Consider the following 20,053-nt stretch of genomic DNA (forward strand, 5'->3'; position numbering starts at 1 on the left):
TTATATTTTCATTATCTTTGGTCTAATATTATGCGCAAACCCAATCTTTCAAATATTAAACAGGCCAAAGTATTAGCACCTGCCAAAGATTTGGCCACTCTAGAGGCAGAACTCGCTGAGCAGGAAGATCATTTAGAGGATACGGTCCTACGCCTAAGTGATTATTTATCAGCGGTTGAAATGGTCATCAAACAAACTTTTGACCACCGTGTCTGGGTAAAAGCTGAAATCCGTAATCTGTCGAGTAAAGGTGGTCATTACTACTTTGAACTGGCAGAAAAAGATGACGATGGCAAAGTGGTCGCCAGCTGCCGTGGCAATCTCTGGCGCTTTAAGGCTGCGCGTGTATTAGCCAAGTTTGAACGTGCAACTGGTATGCCGCTTGAGCGTGATTTGACCGTACTTCTTAAAGTATCGGCAGGGTTCCATGCTCAGTACGGCTTTTCAATCACCATTGAAGATATTGATCCTAGCTATACGCTAGGCGACTTGGCACGGCAGTATGCAGAAATGGTTGACCGCTTAACAGGTGAAGGGCTATTACATCTTAATCAGCAGCTACCTGCTCCTTTTGATATCGAGCATGTGCTAGTCATCGCTCCTGAAAAGGCGGCTGGACTAGGAGATTTTCAAGCAGATGCCGATCGCTTAGCCAGTACAGGTGCGTGTCAGTTCCACTACCATAATGCAACCTTTCAGGGCAATCATGCACCCGCTGAAATCCGTCAAGCCATCGTTAGCGCCCAGCAGCAGTTTTACGATACTTATCAACGCCTACCAGACTTACTAGTCATCATTCGCGGCGGCGGTGCGGTTGGTGATTTGGCTTATCTCAATGATTATGAGTTGGCAGCTTTGGTTGCTGAGCAGCCTGTCCCTGTCTGGGTGGGTATCGGTCATGAACGTGACAAAGTCATCTTAGATGAAGTCGCTCATACTAGCTTTGATACACCCTCAAAGGTGATTGCTGCTATCCATAGCCATTTGGCTCAGCTCGTCACTCAGACGCTACAATATCAAGCACAAATTAAGCAAGCGGCTCAGCGTCAATTGAATACTGCTGAGCAACAAACCGCACGCCAGTTAAGCCAAATACAGTCGCAAACGATTGGCCAACTGACCGCTCTACGAAAAGACAGTGACTATGCATGGCGCAGTATTCAACAAAGTGCCCAGCGCCAAGTAAAGCAAGCAGTCAGACTGACGGCTGAGCGATACACACAAACGCAAACCTTGGCGCGTCAACAGCTCGCAAAAGCCGCTACCAATAGCAAAAGTTATCAAGAGTCAATCATGCAGAACGCGCAGCAGAAAATTGTGCAAGCACAGCGCGATAGCGAACATCTACGTGACGTCGTGCTATTACATCGCCCGTCTCGCGTGCTCAAGCAGGGCTATACCATGCTCACGGATGCTCAAAACAAGCAGACTCTCACTAGTAGTACCCAACTGTATCCTGAGCAAACCGTTAATATCATTTTAAAAGATGGCAACGCAAAAGCGCAGATTATAGATGTCAATATGGATAAAGAAGCGACGGAAACTTCAGGCACTCCAACTTGACCACATAATAATATCTAACGATTACTCATCTACTTACCTTTAAAAACTAGGAAAATTTATGACAACCCCTACTCGCCGACGCAAAAAAGCCGCCCCAAAAACCTTTAAGGCGGCTTACGATATCTTAAAAACCAATGCGGCTGAACTACAGCAACAGGACGAGCCTGATATTGATAATCTTATGACAACGGTCGAAGAATCTATTGCCGCTTATCGCGTTTGCGAGACTCGTATCAATGCTGTACAGCAAGCACTAGATGTGGCCTTTGCCGAAGAAAAATCTACCAGCAGTGTTGATAGTTAAAAAGACAGCCACTAAATAGCAGCTGATTAGTCAAACCAAGCGCATCAAGCTCATTTGGCAACGCAACAGTTTGATATTCTGTTTACTCTGGTTCGTCGACCTCAAAGACTTGGCGCAGATAGGCAAGATACGTGTCATTATTGATCATGGTCTTGCCTGGGCTGTCGGATAGCTTAGCAACTGGCTGACCATTGCACTCTACCAATTTAAGCACAATATTAATCGGCGTAATGCCCATATCATTGGTCAAATTGGTGCCGATGCCGAAACTGGTTCTAATGCGACCTTTAAAGTATTGATGCAGCTCCCACGCCTTCTCTAAATCCAACCCATCGCTAAAGGTCAAAATCTTGGTTTTTGGGTCTATTTTTAACTTCTCATAATGGGCAATTGCCTTATCACCCCAAATATATGGGTCGCCGCTATCATGACGCAGACCGTCGAATAGCTTAGCAAAATACAAATCAAAATCACGTAAGAACGCATCCATTCCGACTACGTCTGTTAATGCAATACCTAAGTCGCCACGATACTCATGCACCCACGCTTCAAGCGCAGCCTTTTGTGAGTCGCGCAGACGCACATCTAATGCCTGAAACGCCTGCATAAACTCATGCGCCATGGTGCCTATTGGCGTCATTCCTAATTGTTTGGCCAAATACACGTTAGATGTACCACCGACTATCTTTGGCTCAGCTTTATGTAGTGTTTCCACTACATGTGCTTGCCAACGTCGACTAAAGCGTCTACGCGTGCCAAAATCCGCAACGATAAATGGCGGCGTCTCCTGACCGTACTGAGCTTGCTTTTCAGCATACTGATGTAATAGCGCTACTTTTGCATCAAGGCGACGTTGCCCTTCTTTAATCACGCTGTCATTAGATAGCGCATTAAAATACAGCTCATTGACAATGGCTAGTACAAATACTTCAAAGAACATCGCTTGAATCATTGGTCCTTCGATATCGATAAACAGGCGACCTTTATCGTCTGTACTTACCGTAATAAAACGGCGTTTTAGCTTAAACAGCTCTAGGTAGTCAACGAAATCTGAGCGAATAAAGCGTAAGCTACGTAAGTACTCTAGCTCATCTGGTAAAAAGCGCAATTCGCATAAGCTGTCTAGTTGCTGCTCTAGATCTTTTTGGATATCAGCCAATGGATAGGCGGCATCTTTGTTATTACGACAGCGAAAGCGATAAACACCATGGGTTTGCGGAAACTGATGCAGCATGGCTTGTAACATCGTAAATTTGTACAAATCATTATCAAGCAATGAAGTAATAATAGGTGCATAAGAAACGGTCATGCTATGGCCTTAAAAGTGCAAAATAAGAAACAAACGTCATTTGATAGACAAAGCGACATCATATGTGGACGATAAACAATACACGCTCATTCATTATGAGCCATCGATAAACCGTTCAGTATAACGAAGTTTGGTATTTATTTCAGAGTTCACTTTTGATTGCAGCAAAATGATAGTGAAAAGCCAGTAAAATGATTGCGATTATTTAAACCATTTATAAAAACATCGTATAAGTCTATCCAGACAATCCATTCATAAATGGTTATCATAGCTTACGCTTTTGCACTCATAAACTGCTCGACATAGTCATCAGCAGGATTGTACCGCAACTCGCTTGGCGTCCCCGTTTGTATGAGTCGACCACCATTTAGCATACTGATACGCTGACCTACTTTGACAGCTTCATCGATATCATGGGTAATAAATACAATGGTTTTGTTCAATCGATCTTGTAATTCGAGTAGTTGGTCTTGCAGCTGAGCGCGAATGAGCGGATCAAGCGCAGAGAACGCTTCATCCATTAGCAAAATTGGGTTGTCCGTCGCTAAAGCACGAGCTAGCCCGACGCGCTGCTGCATACCGCCTGATAGCTCATCAGGGTAGCTATTTTCCAAACTATATAGACCGACTTCATTCAGCCAATGTCGAGCCGTTTCGTGTCGCTCGTTTACGCTCATTTTTCGAACACGCAGCCCATAAGCGACGTTTTGTATGACCGTCATGTGCGGCACTAAGCCGAAATGCTGAAAAACCATACTGACGGTCTGCTGACGATAATGCTGCAACTGCTTATCATTGAGCGCTAAAATATTAATAGCCGTAGCAGAGCTTTCTTCTACTGCCTTACTCATATTATCTATCACTGATTGCCTATCAGCTGTTGTGTGAGTCGCATGTTCTCTATTCAGAGCAGTATCTACCCATATCTCACCACTGGTTGGATCGATCAAGCGATTAATATGGCGTATCAGCGTTGACTTACCCGATCCTGATAAACCCATGATGCAATGCAACTCGCCTGCCTTGATATCTAGATTGATATCATAAAGACCAACTGAATAGCCCGTTTGCTCTTTTACTTTGATGCTATCCATACCCTCAGCCAGCAATGCCAATGCAGACTGTGCTTGCGTGCTACTGGCATTATAAATCTTACTGATATTTTTTAATTGGATATGATTCATCGGTGCTCTCACTATTCACGTGGTTTTTATCATTAGGGCTTCGGTCGATTACCATGGATTCAATCGTATACCACTAGATAATTTTTTATCCAATCGGACGTCTGCCTGCTTCGATGGTTTTTTGACGGGTACGCTTACCTTGACCGAATGCTTGCGTGATACGGTCAATGATAATGGCAACGATAACGATGGCCGTACCTGCTTGTAGGCCCTGACCGATATTGAGCGTTTGGATAGACTGCAATACATCTTCACCAAGCCCAGGAGCACCAATCATTGAGGCCAATACCACCATGGCAAGTGACATCATCACAGCCTGATTGATACCTGCCATAATACTGGGCAATGCTTGTGGCAATTTAATCCAGAGAAGTAGCTGTAAATGCGTACTACCAAAAGAGCGCCCTGCCTCGACCATTTCATGATTGACTTGCGTAATCCCCAATGTCGTCAAACGAATCAAGGGTGGCAAAGCATAAATCACGGTCGCGAATAACGCAGGCACTTTACCAATACCAAACAACATCAGCACTGGTATGAGATATACAAAACTCGGCATCGTCTGCATGATATCTAGCACTGGCGTCACAATCTTGCGTAGCAGTTTGCTACCTGACATAGCGATACCAATAGGAATACCAATCACCACCGTGACCAGTACCGATACGATAAGCAGCGCTAAAGTATCGATCAGTGCGCCCCATAAGCCAAAAGCACCTATCAAAAACAGCCCTGCACCACATGCCAGCGCAAACCAAATCTTGCGGACACCAAACCAGCCAAGCACAGTCACAAATGCAATAATCAACCAAGGCGGGATAACCGTTAATAATCGTTCAATAGGTAGTAGCAGATAAGTAAGGGCCATCGTGCTAATAGTACGAAATACATCGCCATAGTTTTGAACAACGTTTGCTAAAGCGTTATTGAGCGGGGTCTCAAGCGACCATGAAGGAAAGCTTGATGCGAGCGCTGACGCATTGATACTAGATGCAGTTGCTTCTGTAGAGATAGCACCCGTTGAGCTAAGACCTAACTTGGTAGCGAGATTGGTAGCAGCCTCATCGGATAACCATGCTTGCCAAACCTCTGGGTTGTCAAGCAAAAACACCATGGCTTGCTCATCGCCAGTACGTTTACTTTCGCTCATTTCCAAGATAGCACCGTTTAGCTCATCAGAGGTAAATTGCACCTTTTCAAAGACATTCGCTAGTTCAGGATTGGATTCGACAAACGGGGTAGAAACGGCAATACCTAACGGTGATACTGGGAATCCTGACACGCAATCCATCTTACCATCAGCGAGCAAAAGACTTTGCCAACAAGCATCCTCATAAGCTGGGAACTCTAGTGGCGCAAGGTCATATTTGGCCATTAGCCCAGTGGGTTGCCAGTAGTAAAATAACAGTGGCTTATGCTGTTCAAAAGCGGAGGCAATTTCGGCATCGAGAGCAGCACCCGTACCAGGGTGTGCGTTGTTAAAAAGACTGTCTAGGCCGGTGGTTTCTAGCAAACGTGTGTTAAAAATCTCACACGTCCAACCAGAGGGACAGTTCATAAAGCGTGATCTACCAGGATCTTCAGGGTCTTTAAATAGCTCAGTATATTTAGGCAAATCTTGATAGCTGCGTAGTCTTGGGTTCTCTTCCAATACATATCTTGGGACATACCAGCCTTGAGTTGCACCACCTTTTAGCGTATCGCCAATGATGGCCACTTTATTTTGCTCAATGGCTTTTTCCATGATTGGCGAGCGACCAACCCACTGTTCCCCGATGACCTGAATGTCATTCTGTGATAGCGCCGTATCAAGTGCAGGCCCTGCTCCTGGTACTTCCTCTACTGTACAACCGTATCCATCTTCTACGATATGTCTGAGTACGCCAGAGGTAAACTGCCCACTCTCCCAAGTTAGCGCCCCAAATTTAATCGGTGATTCACACGCCGCTGACGCCGTTACAGGCAGTAGTATCGCGCTCATCCACAGTAAGCTTAATGCAATCCATTGGCGCATGCTCTTTCCTATTATTATGTTGTATCGGCATGAAATCACTATTAAAACAATAGAGCTAAAAAAATCTGAACGTCGCTATAACAAGTTTACCAATGCTAGCCATAGACCATTCAGCTACTATCTACTGTTGTTTAGACTTACTACAAAGTGTAGCGATTTATAGAAGTGATGACAAACGCTTATTTGTCGATTAACGCATTAGATAAATTTACGATAGTTTTGATAAAGCTCTTAAGATAAGTCACTCTTAATTTTAGAAATCTATGCTTATAAATTCATATTTTAGACAAAAAAATAGCACCTATTTGGATAGGTGCTATTGGTTGTGATATCGATTGAAAAAGGTCACTATTAATTTCTATAGCTACTATAAAATGTCTAACTAAAGAATTGTTATTTTAAAAACAGCGCCATCGCCTTTTTAAACAGTCCACCATAAGGCGGCAATAATAAATTCAGACCATTGAGCTTGGTTTGTACAAAAATCGGCTTCATATGGCTTAGACGTTCAAAGCCAGCCTTACCATGGTACGCACCAGTACCAGAGTCACCCACGCCACCAAACGGCAAGTCGTGCTGAGCCACATGTATCAAAACTTCGTTGATACATAAGCCACCCGAGACCGTATTGTTACGCACATTTTCGATACTGCTGTAGTTATCACTAAACACATATAGCGCCAATGGACGTGGGCGTGAGTTCACAAAATAAATGGCATCATCAAGCGTCTCATAATGCATCAGCGGCAAAATCGGGGCAAAAATCTCATTTTGCATAAGGTCGCTGTCAGGCGCAGGCTCGCTGACGATGACTGGCGGCATAAGACGGGTTTCTATATTAGGCTCAACGGCGGTTAACGCATGTACCTCGCCACCTGTTAGTGCATCTAGATAGCCTTTTACCCGTTTGAACTGCTCACCATTAATAATGCGAGAATAATCTGGGTTTTCTTCAATATTAGGATAATGCTTGGTCATCCACTCTTTTGCGAGTTGGATAAACTGATCATGGTATTGGCGCTGAATCAAGACATAATCTGGCGCAATACACGTCTGTCCAGCATTTAGTGTCTTACCCATCATCACTCGATTGACGACAGACTCTAGATTGACATCATCCAGTACAATCACTGGTGATTTACCACCAAGCTCAAGCGTCACTGGCGTTAGATTTGGTGCAGCGGCAGCCATGACTTTTTTGCCCACCGCAGTCGATCCGGTATATAGCAGATGGTCAAATGGTAGCTCACTAAAGGCGGCAGCAATCTCAACTTCACCGAGCACCACACAGATCATATCTGGCGAAAAATAACGAGCAATAGCGTCAGCAAACGTCTGAGCAAATTGCGGCGCGGCCTCACTCATTTTGACCATAATGCGGTTACCCGCGGTGAGTGCATCAATCATCGGGCCAATTGCTAAAAATAACGGATAGTTCCAAGGCACCATGATACCGACCACACCCAATGGCTGCGGCTGAATTTCATTATGGGCTGGCATGTATAGCGCTGAAATAGGCGCACGATGTGCTTTCATCCATTTTTTGCCGTGTTTTTTGGCATGGCTGATACCGGTAAAGCTAGGAAACAACTCAGCGAACTGAGTCTCTGACTGGCTACGATAGCCAAAATCTGCACTAATCGCCTTTGCAAAACTCTCTTGGTTATCGCTAAGCATCACTTCTAGATTGTCTAGCTGCATCGTACGAGTGCCCCAATCGTTGATTGGCTGGGTACGGCTTAACATTTGCAAGCGTGAGAATTGCGCTTTCATCTCATCGATAGTCGTCGCCGTACTTAGGGCTTCAGGCACACGCTGCAGCGCAAAACCTGTCTCGGTCACTGCCTGCTCATGGGCGCTTCGGTTGCTATCTGTCATTTGTCTTCCTTGTCATAATCATAGTAATAGTCATAAGGTTTGTAGTCACTACATTATATTGGGTTAGAGGCTCTATCTTTCTAGTCAGGTGCACTCTTTTATAACCTACTCTGACTATAAATTTCATCAGATTCCATTCATCATACTTTAATGTAGCGCATCGACTGAGCAATGAACAGCACCTTTGGTTGACTACTGCGTCTGTACTAGCAGCACCGCTATGAACCACTTGCTACTGTTCTATACCTATTATTTCGTCAGCCATTGTTAACTGTTTATTATTAGCATTTATGCCACTTACAGACATTGCACCAGTATATATCTTTGGGTGATAGTCACCAAAACTGCTACACTACCGATGAGCATTATTTATTTTAAACTTGATAATAATAAGACAGATACTCTCATGCAAAATGACACACAACCCCTTAATGATACGCTTGTCAGCAAATCTCTATCAGCCGCCGATTATGTCCCTACTCTCGATGCGATGCTGGCACGCACCCTCGAACGTATCGATCTAAAAAAGCAACAAGGACTGCGTACGCCTGATGAATTATGGATTGTCGATCATAACGATGTCTATACGCTTGGACAGGCAGGCAAAGAAGAGCACATATTACAGCGTACTGATACACCTATTATCAAGACCGATCGCGGTGGTCAGGTGACATGGCATGGTCATGGGCAGCTGGTTATCTATTGGTTGTTTGACTTGGACAGCCTCAAATGGAGTGTGCGCAATCTTGTCTCCCATGCTGAGCAAGCGATAGAAGACGTCATCAATGACTGCTTGCGTAGCTCACCATCTAGTAGCGACAATATCAGTGCTCGTGCACGCCGCGATGCCCCAGGTGTCTACTTATATGCAGATACTGCTGCAACAGATGACCGCACCGCTACAGATGACAACTCTCTTGATAATAAGATTATGCTTGGCAAAATGGCCTCGCTAGGCTTTAAGATTAAGCATGGCTTTAGCTACCATGGTATTGCGATTAATTTAAATTGTGACCTGTCCTCATTTAACGCCATCAATCCTTGTGGCTATGCCGGCATGCAGATGTTGCGACTGTCTGACTTTGTAGCCATGCAGACAGATTCAGAGCAAACAGAGCCAGAGGCGCAAACTGAACAGCAAATGAGCGATTCATTCAGCTATGAGACAGTCACTCAAAAACTTATTGATAACATCGCCAAGCGCCATGCTGGTCTGATTGAGTTACGAGCTATCGCGCCCAAGTAAGTTTTGAGCCTATTTTTGCATAATCTTTTTTTGCATAATATCTTGCACGCTTAGACTTAAGCATTAAGAGAAAATTCAGTACAAACTTGCTATAATCGCATGCAGTACAAATCGGACGCAGTAACTATCCTTGCTGTATCCCTAGCTCAACCCCTTATTCAAACATCTAAAACAAAAGCAAATTGGAGCATTTTATGGCAGATTTTAACAAAATTTTGGACGCAGGCGACGTAGACGGCGGCATCATCAACGTAGTAGTAGAGATCCCAGCTGGTAGCAGCCATAAAATTGAGTGGAATCGCGAATTAGCAGTATTTGAGCTTGACCGTATTGACCCACAGATTTTTGCCAAACCTTGTAACTATGGTTTCATCCCACAAACACTTGACGAAGACGGCGATGAGCTTGACGTATTGCTATTGACTGAGCAGCCACTACCGACTGGTATTTTCTTAAAAGCAAAAGTTATCGGCGTGATGAAGTTTGTTGATGATGGCGAAGTAGATGACAAAATCGTTGTTGTCCCTGCTGACGACCGTGACACAGGCAATGCTTACAACAGCTTAGAAGACCTACCAAAGCAGTTGATCAACCAATTAGAGTTCCATTTCAGTCATTATAAAGACCTGAAAAAAGCTGGTACGACGGTTGTTGAATCTTGGGGTGATGTTGCAGAAGCGAAAGAAGTTATCAAAGAGTCTATCCAACGTTGGAAAGATCTATAATTATCAAATATTGGCAAAAATGCCAATAACGATAAATAATAAAATACCGCAGTCACCATAGTGGCCGCGGTATTTTTTTGCTTGAACATTGCTTATCTAACATGGTTATAATGAGCATATTACTCATTCACACTTATACGCCGTAATAAGGACAGTCATGTTTAACCCCGACCCTAGCGCAAAACCGGTCAATACCAAGTTGCCAAGAGACGTCATTATGATGGTCGAAAAAAACAACCTAGTAATGGCCATTAAAACTTTGGCGGCAGACGAAAACATCAGTATGGATGAAGCCAAAAGTAGAATTGATGCTTATGAGACCCAGCTAAAGGTAAAGCAACAACAGAAGCTCAATACTATCGCTAGTAAACAAGGCATTCCAAATCAAGCCATTAGCTTTGATAGAGAACAAGAGGAAGACGAGCCTGGGCCATTGGTGAAAAATCGTGTCAAAACCACCAAACAGAGTCAAGGGTTTAAGGGGCTGCAAGACGGTGTCGATAGTCAGCTAAATGACTTAGGCTATAAGAAACCTCTACTGCCTTATTGGCTAAAACGACTACTCGTGATCGCTGTTTTGATGATAGGAATATTTTGGATATTGTGGCGAGTATTTGGTTAAGTGTTTAGCTAAATAAGAAACTGGCTCGACATATTCCCCATACAGCCACATACCGACTAGCTATAATTTAAGAATGTAGCTAGTCGAATAGTTTATTGAAAACCTGCCCTTGAATCCTTTTAAGCGTCCATTAATCTCAAATTACTTAGAGCAATCCTTTATATAAGAAGTAACAGCCTACGACGGTCAATAGTACTGCAAAGCATTTTTTCAGCAACTGCGGCGATAATGAGTGAGCGACTTTTGCGCCTAGCTTGGCGGTAAAAAAGCTCATGATACTAATACCTAAAAAAGCATAGATATGAACAAAGCCAAGCGTATTGGGCACGTCGACTTGAGCTTGCATGCCAAAGAACATAAACCCTAGCGCGCCTGCAATGGCGATCGGCAATCCACATGCGGCTGAGGTTCCAACGGCTTTTTGCATAACCACACCGTAACGCGTGAGATAAGGTACGGTTAAGCTACCACCGCCAATCCCAAAAATAGCAGAAGCGATACCGATACCCGCCCCTGCTGCTAGCTGCTTAGGTTTTGAAGGCAAAGCTATATGAACATTACCAGCATCGTTATTTGCTTTCTTTTTACCACCCATAAACATTTTATAAGCGACCCAAAGCAAAAACACACCAACAATCAACTGCAGATATAAACCAGATATCTGTCCTGCGATCCCTGCTCCTAAAAAGCACCCTATCGCCAAACCTGGCGTCAGATTTTTAAAGACAGGCCACATGACTGCGCCTTTTTTGTTATGCGCCATGAGCGAGCTTATGGACGTGACAATAATAGTCGCTAGTGAAGTACCCAAGGCCAAGTGCATAATACTGTCAGGACTGTAACCCATTTGCGTAAAGACAATAAATAGCAGCGGTACGATAATAGTGCCACCGCCTACTCCAAATAGCCCCGCAGCAAATCCTGCTAGCGCCCCTATTATTAAAAAAGTTATTAATTCCACAGGATAGTTACTTCTTATTTAGATTTAATGAAATGATAATTATAGTTAAACGACTGCTTAATGTTGGACGAGCAATAGCCCATAGGCTTAGGTGTTGGATTATAGATGTTGGATTATAAATACTGGATTAAATAAGCTCCACTTGCCCAACTCTAGAATAGGCACGGTTAAAGTAAACCAACCCTTCATCAGTTCCGCCTTGTGGCTCAGCCTGATTGATAGCGACAACGCGGCACATAAAGACGCTATGCGTGCCGACTTCTTGAATTTGTTCAATCTCACAATCAAAGCTGACCAAGGCATCCACCAGTACAGGAGCGCCTGTTTGTAATTGTGTCCAAGAACCATATTCAAACCGTTCTTCTGAACACAGTTTAGAGGCAAAAGCATTTGACAGTTGCTCATGTTGCGCGCCCAATACATTGACACTTAAAACCTTATTTTCAAGAAAGTAGCTATGTGACCGAGACGTTTGATTCATACAGACAAGCAAGGTCGGCGGTGTGTCTGTGACACTACATACTGCCGATGCTGTAAACCCATGTACGCCCGTTGCCCCTGCTGTGGTCACCACATTGACCGCAGTCGTTAGCAAAGACATAGCATCTCTAAAGTCGGTCGCGTCAATCTTATCTTTAATCATTGCTTCAATCCTGAGAAACGTTAAGAAATAACGTTAAAAAATTGTGCTTCAATTTTAGTTTTGCAAGGGAAATTCTTTAAATAGAATTTCCTAAACGGCTAAACTCTAAGCAGTCAGTTCTTGACGAACGATTTGAGCACCAGCGCTTAATGCTGCGAGCTTACCACGGGCGACTTGGCGAGACAAAGGTGCCATGCCGCAATTGGTCGCAGGATACAGCTTATCAGCATCGACAAATTGTAGCGCTTTGCGTAGCGTATCGGCCACCTCTTCTGGTGTCTCGATAGTGTTGGTTGCCACATCAATGGCACCGACCATCACTTTTTTACCACGAATCAATTCAATCAGATCCATAGGTACACGTGAGTTTTGACACTCCAGTGAGATGATATCGATTTTCGACTGTTGCAGTTTAGGGAACGCTTTTTCGTATTCGCGCCACTCTGAGCCCAGTGTCTTTTTCCAATCGGTATTGGCTTTGATGCCATAGCCGTAGCAAATATGAACAGCTGTCTCACACTTTAGACCTTCAATGGCGCGCTCTAAAGTCGCAATACCCCAGTCGTTCACATCATCAAAGAATACATTGAATGCAGGCTCATCAAACTGGATAATATCGACGCCAGCCGCTTCTAATTCTTTTGCCTCTTGATTCAGGATTTTAGCAAATTCCCAAGCCAATTTTTCACGGCTTTTATAATGCCCGTCATATAACGTATCAATCATCGTCATCGGCCCTGGCAACGCCCATTTGATTGGCTGATCGGTTTGCTGACGTAAAAACTTGGCATCATCAACGAATACGGACTTTGGACGGCTCACCGCACCAACGACTGAGGGCACGCTCGCATCATAGCGATTGCGGATTTTGACCGTTTCACGCTTCTCAAAGTCAACACCATCAAGGTGCTCGATGAACGTAGTCACAAAATGCTGACGGGTCTGCTCGCCATCACTGACAATATCAATCCCTGCATGCTGCTGCTCTTGCAATGATACACGCAGCGCATCTTGCTTGGCTTCAAGCAACTGCTCGCCCTCTAACGCCCAAGGTGACCAAATTTTCTCTGGTTCTGCTAGCCAAGAAGGTTTTGGTAAGCTGCCAGCGGTAGACGTCGGTAATAGTAGTTTCATACGATTTATCTTCTGATTAATTTATTTTTTATTATGTTGATGAGTGATGCTCAGTTAAGCGGCTTGCTTCCTAGCCGTTTTTTTATCAGCAGCTTCTTTTTGAGCAGTATCGCCTGTTACATCATAGCTTGTAGCCCATTCCTCAAGGATTGTTTGATACGGCTTAATAAAATGTGTCTCAGTAAATCTGCCTTGGGTCACTGCCATCTGACTACGTTCGGCACGGTCATAGACCACTTGAGTCAATGAATAGTCTTGGTAGTTCAGGCTAGGTTGATACACTTGTCCAGCGCTTGAGTTGGCGTTGTAAATCTCAGGACGGTAGATCTTCTGAAAGGTCTCCATGGTGCTAATCGCACTAATCAGCTCAAGATCGGTGTAATCACTGAGCAAGTCCCCTGCAAAATAAAATGCTAATGGCGCGGCGCTGCCTTCAGGCTTAAAATAACGTACCGTTAAGCCCATTTTATGAAAGTAGTCGTCGGTCAACGAGTATTCATCTTGTTTGTATTCAATGCCCAATACAGGGTGCTGATTGACAGTACGATAGTAAGTCTTGCTGGTTGACACGCTCAGGCAAATCACTGGTTTTTTGTGAAAATGAGCGTTGTAAGCCTCTGAATTTAATAAATACTGAAACAATTTGCCATGCAACTCACCAAAATTATCTGGCGTTATGGATGCTAGGTTTTTGTCACGATGCTCTGGTAACACAATACTAAAGTCATAATCACGCACATAAGATGAGAAACTGTTGCCAACCATCCCGTCGATACGCTTGTTTTCTTTGTGATCCACAATCGTTGTTTTTAGCGTTTCGATAATAGGAAACGTCTGACCATTGCCTTTAACATCTAGATCGACAGAGATGATATCAACTTCAACAGAATAACGATCTGCTGTCAGATTGTCCCAATGCGCCAATGCATTAAAGCGGTTATTGATCATGGTTAACGTTTTGCGTAAGTTCTCTTGGCGGTGCTCGCCGCGTGCCAAATTTGCAAAGTTAGTCGTCAAACGCGTGCTATCTGCAGGCTGATAGTTTTCGTCAAAACGAATGTGCTTGATTGAACAATTGAATTCTTTACTCATGGTGATCCGCTACCTTATTTATCTGAGATAAAACCAAATCTGTGTATGAGGTGAATCATACCGAAATCTAAACATGAATAAAAATGATACAATTTAAACATAAGATGAATTTTATTCACCTTCCTGAAAATTAGATATATAAAGGAAACTTAACAGAGGAAGTTTTAAAGGTTTATTTAACGTATAACTAAGTCTTTCACATATAAACGGAGAAGAAGGCTTTTATACTGATTAAGAGTATTTGAGGCATAAAAAAAGGATACCGTAGTATCCTTTCTCATCATATTCGAAGCTAATAACAAATTTATTCTAGTGATGCTCACCAGGTAGAATTTTGGCAAAGGCGCGCTGAGCAAGGTTAGGCTTGCTATCAGTCGTTTGTGCAGCAGTCGAACTTGGGAAAATACGATAACCAATGGACTGGACACCAACGTTAAAGGCTGGTACCAGTGAATAAGTCGCCGAGGCAAATTTACCCATATTACTCGCAATGCTATTTGGCTTATGAACGATGGCTTTTGCGACCATCATCGCGGCTTCGTCAGGCATCAATGCTGGCATATAGCGATATAGCTTGGTTGGCGCAATCATCGGGGTACGCACAAGTGGCATAAAGATATTGGTTACTTTGATATTATCGCCTTTGACTTCAGCAGCCAAACAGCGACTAAATGCGTCTAAGGCAGCTTTTGACGCGACATACGCTGAAAAGCGCGGACTGTTTGCCAATACCCCAATTGAAGATATGTTCACGATTTGACCGGTCTGGCGACCAATCATCGTTGGCAAGAAACCAAGAATGATTTTGACCGCGCCAAAATAATTAATCTCCATGGTACGTTCAAAATCATGAAAACGGTTGACCGACTCATGCACTGAACGGCGAATCGAACGACCCGCATTATTGACTAGTACATCGACATGTTTAAAGTCAGCCAAAATCTTTTCACTGGTTTTTTCAATCTCATCCATATTGGTCAGATCGCATGGATAGTAACTGGCCGCGCCGCCAAGCGTTTCAATATTTTCCTTGACCATTTTTAGCTTATCTTCAGTACGGGCCAGCAAAATAACATGCGCGCCACATTCACTGAGCAAAAAAGCCGTACGCTCGCCGATACCACTTGATGCGCCTGTGATGATAATATTCTTGCCTTTGACGGCTTTGGTAATTGCTTTTTTCGAGAGATTGGCCATAAAAAGTCCTTTTCGTTTATTCTATAGTTATTGGTATTCGGTTATAGCATAGCAAAAAATGTCGTATGGAGTGAACAAAACCATAGTAGGCATTAGCTAACGGGACTTTTACAAATTTCGTCGACATAAATATTTATAAATACATTTTTAGCTTGTTGTTAATTACTAAGTACTAAGTGTTAAGCTTTTTTCTGATCAATTATGAGGAGTACCTGCTTTGATAGACACACTAACTCACTATATCGACTTAATTGCCAAAATGATCGAAGTCATTGGCGTCCTCATTATGTTTTTTGGGCTATTTCTTGCTTTATATAGAGCTTTTCGAGCGTCGGGGCATTTTAATAATGATACTTATGTTGAAATCAGACAGACCGTAGGCAAGTCTATATTGTTAGGGTTAGAGGTGCTAATCGCCGCTGATATCGTGGCTACTGTCGTCACCGAGCCATCGCTACGCAGCGTACTGGTGCTAGGTTTTATCGTACTGATTCGAACCTTTTTAAGCTTATCGCTACAGGTTGAATTAGAAGGTCGATTCCCTTGGCAAAATAGAAAACCTGCGCCTGACAAACAGCCTGATACTGACAATCATACTGTGCCAATTGATAAAGCATAGCTGTTGGACAAAAATGCCATCAAGAAACGATGCATAGACATGATTAGCACGAGTTTATAAAACAAGTTAGCACTGATTTATAAAACAAGATTTAAGCAATTGCTACTCATGCGCCTGCAAAAAAGTCTCGACCACTTTGAATTGCCCAGCCGTGCTTTCTTCGCCATACATCGCCTGTCTAAAGGCGTTAGAATTTGGAATGCCTGTCGTATACCAAGCAATATGTTTGCGAGCGATACGGCAGCCTGAGTACTCCCCATAGAAATCATAAAGCTCTTGCAAATGGGCCAGTACGATCTCTTTTATTTCACTAACGCTCGGTGCCTCTAGACGCTCGCCAGTACGCAAGAAATGCTCAATATCGCGAAATATCCACGGTTGCCCTTGTGCAGCACGCCCAATCATCACCGCATCACAGCCTGTCATCTCATAGACGTGTTGGGCTTTTTGTGCGCTATCGATATCGCCATTGGCTATAACAGGAATACTGATGCTTTCTTTGACTTCGCGTATTAGCTCATAGCGTGCATTGCCTGTGTACATGTCTTCACGCGTACGTCCATGAATAGCAATCGCTGCAATACCTGCCTGCTCAGCACGCTTGGCGACTCGTAAGATATTTTCACGACCATTCTCAAAACCTAGACGTGTCTTTAGCGTGACAGGTGCATCCACCGCATTGACCGTGGCATCTAGCAAGCGCGCGACCAAATCTTCGTCTTGCAACAATGCAGAGCCTGCCAGCTTACGACAGACCTTTTTAGCCGGACAGCCCATGTTGATATCGATAATCTGTGCGCCATTATCAATCTGATATCGTGCCGCTTCAGCCAGTTTGTCCGGCTCAGCACCTGCTATCTGTGCCGAAATAGGCGCAATCTCATTGTCAAAATTAGCACGGTACAAGGATTTCTTGCGTGCATAAAGGGCCGTATCAGCGATGATCATCTCGCTGACCGCATGACCTGCGCCAAATGATTTGCACAATCGACGAAAAGGATTGTCCGTCACGCCTGCCATCGGTGCGACCATCAAACGATTTTCAATCGTCAGGCCACCTATGTTCAATGGCTGCAACAATGGATGATCAGACAAAGTCGAGGATAAAGGTAAAATGGGAGAATCAATAGACATAAAAAACGGCTTGATTTGTAAAGAAAACAAGCCGTTATTCTAAGGATTCCTGCGTTTATTGCAAGCGATTAACGTGAATAGCTTGCATAAGCATTGGTCATTTTTGATACATTTTATGCATTATTTATCAAGCACACTGCCCTGCTCTAGCGTGATGTCATCATCATGCTCTTGCATGCGCCACGGTAGGCTATCAGGCGATACATTGAGGAAATGTAAATACTTCTCAAACTGATCAATGATGTCATTAATCACTGATTCAGATTTGTAGCCGTATAAGTCATAGGTCTGACCACCACGGCGTAGATACACCTCAGCGCGATGATGATGCTCTTGTGGCAAGGTATCTGCGCTGTCTTCAGTATAATAATCAGGCGCATCATGTTCAGATAAGCGAACTTCATACCAAAACTCGACATCGTCACCACGCTGTAGCTCTAATACGGCTCGGTTATTAACCGCGTCATAGTTGACCTCAGTCGTCCAACCAGTTTCTGCAAATTTAGACGACACCTCCATCATCGAAGGCATAACCACTTCTTTGATATAACTTAAGACCTTTTCACGCGTTGGCTTATCGGTCATATAATCAATACGCTCGCGCCATGCAGACGGTTTGAGTAAATGCGGCGGTAGTCTGTTGTCATTACCAAGGCTCTGATTACGATGTCCTTCGATACGCAGCGCACGCCACATACCAAACATTGAAATAAGAATAATAATCGCAAATGGTAATGCACTAACGATAGCCGCTGTTTGTAGGGCTTCTAAACCACCTGCAAGTAGCAATACTGCTGCGACAGCACCTTCAGTCACTACCCAAAAGCTACGCTGCCACCATGGTGTATCACTGCGACCACCTGCCGCTAGCGAGTCGATTACCAATGAGCCAGAATCCGATGACGTCACAAAAAAGGTAATAATCAATAAAATGGTCAACGACGACACAAATTCAGTAAACGGTAGATTCTCTAACAGTTTAAACAAAGCAATCGCTTGGTTGTTTTGTACTTCACTGATTAACGAGGTATAACCATCGACCATGATCATGTGTAGTGCGGTATCGCCAAACACCGAAAACCAAAAGAATGTAAAGAAGGTCGGTACCAACATCACACCCAACACGAACTCACGAATAGTACGACCACGGCTAATCTTGGCGATAAACAGACCTACAAAAGGTGCCCATGCGATTGTCCATGCAAAAATAAACAAGGTCCAGCTACCGATCCAATTGCTATTTTCGTATGCCTGCAAGCTAAAGGTGCGTTCAACGATATTACCCAAATAGCTACCCGTATTTTCCATAAAGGCATTCAAGATAAAAATGGTCGGACCGACAACAAATACGAACAGCATCAACGCAGTTGCTAATAGCATATTTAAAATAGATAAGCGTTTTACACCCTTATCCATCCCTGCTAATACCGATACCAATGCTGCGGCGGTCACCAAGGCAATGGCAATCACCTGTACGGTCGTATTCATTGGAATGATATCTGGCAATAGATAATTGAGTCCCGCATTAATTTGCGACACCGACAAGCCAAGACTGGTCGCAATACCGAACATCGTACCCAATATCGCAAACACATCAACCGTATGACCGATAGGGCCATGAATCCTGTCACCAATAATCGGATACAGCGTCGAGCGTATTGATAGTGGTAGACCATGACGAAACGCAAAATAAGCTAGTGATAAACCAACGACACCATAAATTGCCCAAATATGAAAACCCCAGTGAAAATACGCTATTTGCATCGCCTCTTTTGCCGCGGCGATAGTCTGCGGATCCGACATTGGCGGACTAGAAAAGTGCATCACTGGTTCCGCTACCCCATAAAACAGTAACGCAATCCCGTAACCGGCCGAAAACAGCATGGCAAACCATTCAAGGAATCCGTACTCCGCCTCAGCATGATCAGGGCCTAGCTTGATACTGCCATAAGACGAAAACGCCAGTACAATAATGAACATCAAAAACAGTGCCACTGCCAGCATATAAAACCAGCCGAATGTCTCAGTCGTAAAACTAAGCACATCACTAAACAGAGCACCCGCTGCTTCAGGATTAATAGCCGTACCAATGACCAATAGCAGCATAATAATTGCTGCAGGTACAAAGACTGGTAATAAAATAGTCGAACGAGGTAATTTACTCATGAAAGATAATATCCTCAAAAGTTGACGATGCCTTTTTATGAAAATTTTTAATTAAGGCAAAGATTAGAAAATGTGTGTGAATGGTCATAATAATTATCACACTCTTTTCCAAAACCCTAGACAAGCGTTCAACTCGTAACATGACTTTAACGAATGTTACATGACTATTACCAAGAAAATAAAAAAGGCAGCTTGCTAGCTGCCTTTTGATTGTATATGTATTTTTTTAGTGATTTATAACCTATAAATGCTCGCTAATTCG

The 20,053-nt window shown here is 43.6% G+C and carries 17 protein-coding genes; 6 read left to right on the forward strand and 11 right to left on the reverse strand.

Annotation, left to right across the window (positions count from 1 at the left end):
• Nucleotides 1–30 precede the first annotated feature (30 nt).
• The gene (gene xseA / locus ACHEVO_RS04980) at nt 31–1,563 is read left to right on the forward strand and encodes an exodeoxyribonuclease VII large subunit (RefSeq protein ID WP_394124157.1); all 1,533 of its coding nucleotides are present in this window, start codon (nt 31–33) and stop codon (nt 1,561–1,563) included.
• Nucleotides 1,564–1,621: 58 nt separating this feature from the next.
• Nucleotides 1,622–1,867, forward strand: coding sequence for an exodeoxyribonuclease VII small subunit (xseB, locus tag ACHEVO_RS04985; RefSeq protein WP_296210982.1), 246 nt, complete (start codon nt 1,622–1,624; stop codon nt 1,865–1,867).
• 82 nt (nt 1,868–1,949) lie between these two features.
• On the opposite strand, the gene pncB is transcribed toward xseB, so the two are convergent.
• From pncB to ACHEVO_RS05005, 4 genes are all read right to left on the reverse strand, one after another.
• Nucleotides 1,950–3,176, reverse strand: a complete 1,227-nt coding sequence (pncB, locus tag ACHEVO_RS04990; protein ID WP_394124158.1) for a nicotinate phosphoribosyltransferase — start codon at nt 3,174–3,176, stop codon at nt 1,950–1,952.
• A gap of 272 nt (nt 3,177–3,448) precedes the next feature.
• Nucleotides 3,449–4,360, reverse strand: coding sequence for an ATP-binding cassette domain-containing protein (locus ACHEVO_RS04995; protein WP_394124159.1), 912 nt, complete (start codon nt 4,358–4,360; stop codon nt 3,449–3,451).
• A gap of 85 nt (nt 4,361–4,445) precedes the next feature.
• Nucleotides 4,446–6,374: a glycine betaine ABC transporter substrate-binding protein gene (locus tag ACHEVO_RS05000; RefSeq protein ID WP_394124160.1), complete on the reverse strand. Its 1,929-nt coding sequence runs from the start codon at nt 6,372–6,374 to the stop codon at nt 4,446–4,448.
• A 393-nt stretch (nt 6,375–6,767) separates the two neighbouring features.
• Nucleotides 6,768–8,252, reverse strand: a complete 1,485-nt coding sequence (locus ACHEVO_RS05005; protein WP_394124161.1) for a coniferyl aldehyde dehydrogenase — start codon at nt 8,250–8,252, stop codon at nt 6,768–6,770.
• Between the two features lie 406 nt (nt 8,253–8,658).
• Here ACHEVO_RS05005 and lipB point away from each other — a divergent pair, with 406 nt between their 5' ends.
• The 3 genes from lipB (at nt 8,659) to ACHEVO_RS05020 (ending at nt 10,845) form a co-directional block, all read left to right on the forward strand.
• Complete coding sequence (gene lipB, locus ACHEVO_RS05010) at nt 8,659–9,498, forward strand: lipoyl(octanoyl) transferase LipB (protein WP_394124162.1); 840 nt, start codon at nt 8,659–8,661, stop codon at nt 9,496–9,498.
• Nucleotides 9,499–9,692: 194 nt separating this feature from the next.
• The gene (locus tag ACHEVO_RS05015; protein WP_057759479.1) at nt 9,693–10,223 is read left to right on the forward strand and encodes an inorganic diphosphatase; all 531 of its coding nucleotides are present in this window, start codon (nt 9,693–9,695) and stop codon (nt 10,221–10,223) included.
• A 157-nt stretch (nt 10,224–10,380) separates the two neighbouring features.
• On the forward strand, nt 10,381–10,845 hold the full coding sequence (locus tag ACHEVO_RS05020) for a hypothetical protein (protein ID WP_101205393.1): 465 nt from the start codon (nt 10,381–10,383) through the stop codon (nt 10,843–10,845).
• A 145-nt stretch (nt 10,846–10,990) separates the two neighbouring features.
• Here the strand turns inward: ACHEVO_RS05020 and ACHEVO_RS05025 are convergent, their stop codons facing one another.
• From ACHEVO_RS05025 to ACHEVO_RS05045, 5 genes are all read right to left on the reverse strand, one after another.
• Nucleotides 10,991–11,806: a sulfite exporter TauE/SafE family protein gene (locus ACHEVO_RS05025; protein WP_394124163.1), complete on the reverse strand. Its 816-nt coding sequence runs from the start codon at nt 11,804–11,806 to the stop codon at nt 10,991–10,993.
• A 127-nt stretch (nt 11,807–11,933) separates the two neighbouring features.
• Complete coding sequence (locus ACHEVO_RS05030; RefSeq protein WP_394124164.1) at nt 11,934–12,449, reverse strand: flavin reductase; 516 nt, start codon at nt 12,447–12,449, stop codon at nt 11,934–11,936.
• Nucleotides 12,450–12,554: 105 nt separating this feature from the next.
• Nucleotides 12,555–13,583: a methionine synthase gene (locus ACHEVO_RS05035; protein WP_102090954.1), complete on the reverse strand. Its 1,029-nt coding sequence runs from the start codon at nt 13,581–13,583 to the stop codon at nt 12,555–12,557.
• Nucleotides 13,584–13,637: 54 nt separating this feature from the next.
• Nucleotides 13,638–14,675 (reverse strand): DUF1852 domain-containing protein, encoded by a 1,038-nt coding sequence (locus tag ACHEVO_RS05040; protein WP_394124165.1) that lies wholly within the window; start codon nt 14,673–14,675, stop codon nt 13,638–13,640.
• A gap of 309 nt (nt 14,676–14,984) precedes the next feature.
• Entirely contained in the window at nt 14,985–15,872 is an 888-nt protein-coding gene (locus ACHEVO_RS05045) for an SDR family NAD(P)-dependent oxidoreductase (RefSeq protein ID WP_057759469.1), read from the reverse strand.
• A 217-nt stretch (nt 15,873–16,089) separates the two neighbouring features.
• Here ACHEVO_RS05045 and ACHEVO_RS05050 point away from each other — a divergent pair, with 217 nt between their 5' ends.
• On the forward strand, nt 16,090–16,491 hold the full coding sequence (locus ACHEVO_RS05050; RefSeq protein WP_298807801.1) for a DUF1622 domain-containing protein: 402 nt from the start codon (nt 16,090–16,092) through the stop codon (nt 16,489–16,491).
• A gap of 102 nt (nt 16,492–16,593) precedes the next feature.
• Here ACHEVO_RS05050 and dusB read toward each other — a convergent pair whose 3' ends face one another.
• Complete coding sequence (gene dusB / locus ACHEVO_RS05055; protein WP_394124166.1) at nt 16,594–17,625, reverse strand: tRNA dihydrouridine synthase DusB; 1,032 nt, start codon at nt 17,623–17,625, stop codon at nt 16,594–16,596.
• Nucleotides 17,626–17,745: 120 nt separating this feature from the next.
• Nucleotides 17,746–19,791, reverse strand: a complete 2,046-nt coding sequence (locus tag ACHEVO_RS05060; RefSeq protein WP_394124167.1) for a BCCT family transporter — start codon at nt 19,789–19,791, stop codon at nt 17,746–17,748.
• Between the last annotated feature and the right edge of the window lie 262 nt (nt 19,792–20,053).

This window comes from Psychrobacter nivimaris (genome assembly GCF_043419765.1).
Lineage (GTDB): Bacteria > Pseudomonadota > Gammaproteobacteria > Pseudomonadales > Moraxellaceae > Psychrobacter.